Here is a 4,682-nt window from a genome sequence, read left to right on the forward strand (position 1 = left end):
TGCGGATGGCGGTGATGGTCACGGGTGGCTCCTGGAGGTCGCGGCGCTGCGCACCGTCTGGACATTGGCGAATTCGGTGACGCCGTAATGGGACATCGAAGAGATAGCCCGCTACTCGACGCATCTGGATTTCCTCGCTGCCCTCGGTGATTCGGTAGCGGCGGTGGTGGCGGTAGATGTGTTCGAAGGGGGTGTGGCGGGAGTAGCCGAGGGCGCCGTGGATTTGCATGGCTCGGTCGGCTGCCTCGCAGCAGAGGCGGTTGGACCAGTAGTTGGCCATGGAGACTTGGGCGGATTGGGTGAAGGGGCCGTAGCGGTCCATGGACCAGGCGGTCTTGTGGATGAAGGTGCGGAGCATTTCGCACTGGGTGGTGAGTTCGACCAACGGGAATTGGATGGCCTGGTTGGCGGCCAGGGGAGTGCCGAAGGTTGTGCGCTGCTTGGCGTAGGCGATCGAGCGGTCGATGCAGTACTGGGCTGCGCCCAGACTGGAGGCCGCTTGCCGCAGCCGGTTCTCGTTGAAGAAGTGCTGGACCACCGCCAGGCCGCGGCCCTCCTTGCCGAAGACGGTGGTGGCGGGGACGCGGACATCCTTCAGGACGACATGGGCGTGGTCGGTGGGCATGTTGAAGGTCCACAGGAAATCGGCGATGGTGAAGCCGGGAGTGCCGACGGGGACGAGGAAGGCGGTGATGCCGACGCCGTCGCCGGGGTTGCCGGAGGTGCGGGCGAAGACGAGGTCGGCGTCGGCGCGGTGCATGCCGGTGTTGAAGGTCTTCTCGCCGTTGAGGATCCAGGTGTCGCCGTCGCGGACGGCGGTGGTCTCCATGAAGGTGGCGTCGGAGCCGTGGGCGGGTTCGGTGATGCCGAAGCCGAAGAACTTCTCCCCGGTCGCCAGCTCGGTGATCCACTCGGATTTCTGTGCGGGCGAACCGTATTCGTGCATGAGCAGCAGTCCGACATTGTTGGCGACGACGGCGTGCTCGGTCTGCAGATCGCAGTGCAGGCCCAGCCCGCGGCGGGCCAGATGCTCACGGATGACGGCCATATCGAGGTTGGAGCCGTCGCGGCCACCGTATTCGGCGGGATAGGCGAAGCGCAGGTGCCCGGCGGCGTCGGCGCGGCGGCGGGACTCGTGCAGCAGGTCCTCCCACTCGCCGTTGGGCAGCCCGCCCCGCTCCCAGTCGGTGCGGGCGTCCTCGCGCCGGTGATCGAAGAAGCGGATATTGTCCCCGGACTGTTCCAGAGGCACGATCTCGCGGTCGATGAACTCGTCCAATTCGGCCAGATACTTGCGCAGATGGTCGGGCAGCTCGAAATCCATGGCGGTCACCTCGATCCGGTGGGTCGGATCTGCATGAGCAGATCCCATTCGATCTCCGGGATGCGCCGCCCGCTGGCGGCCATCACGATGCTGGGGACGGTGCCGTCCAGGAAGGCGGCGGCCTGCCCGGCCAGCATGGTGCCCCAGGCCAGCGTGCAGGCGGCCTTCCACCAGCGGAAGCGGTCGGCGTCGAATTCGCCTCCGGCACCTGTGTATCCGCGCACGAAGGTGTCGCGGTCGGCGAAGCCGCCGAACTCGCGGTCGTCGACGCCGAAGCGCCACATGCGCAGCGCCGACCACGCCGCATCGCGCATCGGATCGCCGTAACGCTGGGCGCCTTCCCAATCCAGCACGGCGCGTAGCCCATCGGGCCCGACGATGAGGTTGCCGTTGCGAATATCGGTGTGCACCAAGGTGAGTCGATCCGGGGGAGTGGGCAGATGACCGGCCAGCCAGCGCAGCGCCAACGCGAACACCGGCCGATCGGGCAGGAGACGGGCCACGACCGATTCCGCCTCCGCGAGCAGTGTTTCGGCGGGATTGCCGATCGCGGCACCCGGCAGCTCCGGCGAACCCTGCCGCGGATCGATGGTATGCAACGCCGCCATCGCGCGGCCGAGCTGTGCGCCGACCACGTCACCGAGCCCGCCCTGGTGCACGAGCCGCAGCACCCGACGCGGCACCGTCTCACCATCGAGCCGCTCCGAGAGCATGAACGGCTCACCGGCATAACCGATATCGCCGCAGACCGCCAGCACGTGGGGGACCGGCACCCCGTGCTCGCGCGCCAACTCCCGCACGTCCGCCTCGACGTCGACCGGCAGCAACTGAATGCTGCCCGGCACCAGCGTCGCGACCAACCGCAGCACACACCCACCGAGATCGGCATCGAAGGCGATATTGCGCCGCCGCGCCCCCGCCGAGAGCGGTTCGACCCCCGAGACCGTCACCGCCCGCCCGATATCCTCGGACAGGAAGCGGGCCAGCCCGTCCGCGAGGTCGCCGCTCATTCCCCCTCCCAGGCGTCATAGCCGGGCTTGGCGACAGCGAGATCGGCCCGCACGACCCGCACGAGCGCCGCCCACAGCGTCTCGTCACCCGCAACCTCGTCGCCCGCACCGACAGTGGCCACAAGCTCCTCGCCCGGACCATTGAAGCGTCCGAGCCCATCGCGGAGATCCGCGCCGTCCGAAGGCCCAGCACCCAGGGGCGTGCCGAGGTCGGCGGTGGTATCGAAACGTGCAGCAGCCTGGCCGGGTCCGACCGGCGCGGTGTCGTCCGGCGGTTCGGATGCGGGGGCGAGGGTGAGTTCGCGCTCGAGCATTCGGGCCAGGTGCGCCCCCACCCGCGCCTGATGTCGCAGCTCCGGCGGCAGCGCGGGCAGCAGTGTGGTCTCCAGCAGATCCGCGAGCGCGGTCAGCAACTCCGGTGCCGTGGGCCGATACTGCATGGCGCGCCTCCGGCGTGAAATCTCTTGTTCGGCAGGTAAACCGGGATGGTACGGGACCGGGCCCGACGGCGGCCGTGAATTGCGGGCGAACGCCCGCAGTTGTAGCGGCAAGTGTCGGCCGGGATCCGCCGCCGACCCGCCGGGCCTCGATTGCCAGGACTTCACCCGAAACGGGCGAGGTCGCGCGGACGCCTGCCGGTCAGACTGCGGGCATGCGTCACATGTCGGCCCTTTCCCTTGTCGAGCTTCGAACGTCGTCCACGAATCCATGGAATGATCGCCATTGCTGATCATTTGCTGTAGTCGGACCGCGACCGCGACACCGGACAGGTGGTGACAGTGGAAAACCCAGGCCAGGACTCCGGTCAACCGGACCAGGCGCCCCTCGACTACCGCTTCACGCTCGCCAACGAACGCACCTTCCTGGCGTGGATCCGCACCGCGCTCGGCCTGCTGGCGGCCGGTGTCGCCGTGCACACCCTGGTGCAGCCGTTCCATCACGCCGGGGTGCGGCGCGCGCTCTCGCTGAGCTGCATCGTGCTCGCGGTGGCGCTGGCGACGGGCGCGTACACGCACTGGCGTGACGTGCAGATCCGGATGGAACGGGGTGAGCCGCTGCGCAACCCGCTGTTGGTCCCGATCCTCGCGGCCGGTATCGCGATCGTCTCGGTGTTCGCGGCCGTCGCGACGGCGTGGCCGTGACCGCGCCGCCCACCTATCCGGCCGAGCGCACGGCCCTGGCCTGGCGGCGCACCGCCATCGCCGCCATGGGCACCGCCGTCCTGTTCGTCAATCACGCCGCGACCAGCGGCTGGCATCCGGCGGCCATCGCGCCCGCGCTCGCCGCGGTGGTGCTGCTGTTCCTCGCGGGCCTCAGCTTCGCGCGCAACAACTCACTCCACCACGGACATTGGCACCACGGCCCGCGGGTCATCGCCATCGCGACGGTCGCGGTGCTGGTGGTGTGCGGTGTCGCGCTCGCCATCGGACTCACCGATCCAGGCAAGAAACCAGCTCTATCGATCGAATCCATGCCGGAGATCCCGGCGGTAACAGGAGGAAGACTGTGAGTGCGGCCACCGAACCGAGCAAGTTCATCATCGATCAGAACCAGCGTGCCCTGAAGGAACTCCCGTTCGCCGACACCACCGACCAGCAGGACGCCGACCGCGGCTTCATCGCCAAACTCGAACCCGGGATCATCAAGAACGACAAGGGCGAGGTCGTCTGGGATGACGAGTCCTACGGCTTCCTGCAGGGCAATTGCCCGCACTCGGTGCATCCGTCGCTGTGGCGGCAGTCGGGCCTGGTGGTGAAACAGGGCCTCTACGAGGTGGTTCCGGGCATCTACCAGATCCGCGGCCTGGACCTGTCGAACATGACGATCATCGAGGGCAAGACCGGCGTGATCATCATCGATCCGCTGATCTCCACCGAGACCGCCAAAGCCGGTCTGGAGCTGTACTACGCGCAGCGCGGGCAGAAGCCGGTCACCGGCATGATCTACACCCACTCCCACGTCGACCACTTCGGCGGCGTCATGGGCGTGATGACCGTCGAGGACGCCGAATCCGGCCGCATCCCGGTGGTGGCTCCCGCCGGTTTCCTCGAGCACGCGGTCGCCGAGAACGTGTACGCGGGTGTCGCCATGGCGCGGCGCGCCGCCTACATGTACGGCGCGGCGCTGCCGCGTGGCGAGAAGGGTCAGGTCGGCGCGGGTCTGGGCCAGACCACCTCGACGGGCACCATCACCCTCATCGCCCCGACCCACGACATCACCGAAACCGGGCAGGAGATGACGATCGACGGGGTCCGCATCGTCTTCCAGATCACCCCGGGCACCGAGGCGCCGTCGGAGATGAACTTCTACTTCCCCGACTTCCGCGCCCTCTGCATGGCCGAGAACGC

At 68.2% G+C, this 4,682-nt stretch carries 6 protein-coding genes; 3 read left to right on the plus strand and 3 right to left on the minus strand.

The genetic code is table 11. The annotated features are described in order from the left end of the window. The 3 genes from ACWELQ_RS38525 to ACWELQ_RS38535 form a co-directional block, all read right to left on the minus strand. On the minus strand, positions 1 to 1,324 hold a 1,324-nt coding region (locus tag ACWELQ_RS38525; protein WP_452401942.1), incomplete at its 3' end, for an acyl-CoA dehydrogenase family protein. A 5-nt stretch (positions 1,325 to 1,329) separates the two neighbouring features. Continuing rightward, positions 1,330 to 2,334 carry a phosphotransferase family protein gene (locus tag ACWELQ_RS38530; protein ID WP_452401943.1) on the minus strand — a complete coding sequence of 335 codons (1,005 nt, stop codon included), beginning with the start codon at positions 2,332 to 2,334 and terminating at the stop codon, positions 1,330 to 1,332. Then, positions 2,331 to 2,774: a DUF6285 domain-containing protein gene (locus ACWELQ_RS38535; RefSeq protein WP_452401944.1), complete on the minus strand. Its 444-nt coding sequence runs from the start codon at positions 2,772 to 2,774 to the stop codon at positions 2,331 to 2,333. Before ACWELQ_RS38535 ends, ACWELQ_RS38530 begins: the two co-directional genes overlap by 4 nt. A gap of 333 nt (positions 2,775 to 3,107) precedes the next feature. Between ACWELQ_RS38535 and ACWELQ_RS38540 the strand changes: the two genes are divergently transcribed. The 3 genes from ACWELQ_RS38540 to ACWELQ_RS38550 form a co-directional block, all read left to right on the plus strand. Further along, positions 3,108 to 3,476: a YidH family protein gene (locus tag ACWELQ_RS38540; protein ID WP_452401947.1), complete on the plus strand. Its 369-nt coding sequence runs from the start codon at positions 3,108 to 3,110 to the stop codon at positions 3,474 to 3,476. Continuing rightward, positions 3,473 to 3,844, plus strand: a complete 372-nt coding sequence (locus tag ACWELQ_RS38545) for a DUF202 domain-containing protein (protein WP_452401945.1) — start codon at positions 3,473 to 3,475, stop codon at positions 3,842 to 3,844. Before ACWELQ_RS38540 ends, ACWELQ_RS38545 begins: the two co-directional genes overlap by 4 nt. Further along, positions 3,841 to 4,682, plus strand: an 842-nt coding sequence (locus ACWELQ_RS38550) for an MBL fold metallo-hydrolase (protein ID WP_452401946.1), incomplete at its 3' end; no start/stop codon positions are given. The genes ACWELQ_RS38545 and ACWELQ_RS38550, both read left to right, overlap by 4 nt.

The organism is Nocardia sp. NPDC004722 (genome assembly GCF_053601505.1).

Excerpts from the sequence above, each read along its gene's own strand:
- ACWELQ_RS38535 (WP_452401944.1), bottom strand. The coding sequence starts at position 2,774 with ATGCAGTATCGGCCCACGGCACCGGAGTTGCTGACCGCGCTCGCGGAT.
- ACWELQ_RS38530 (WP_452401943.1), bottom strand. The coding sequence starts at position 2,334 with ATGAGCGGCGACCTCGCGGACGGGCTGGCCCGCTTCCTGTCCGAGGAT.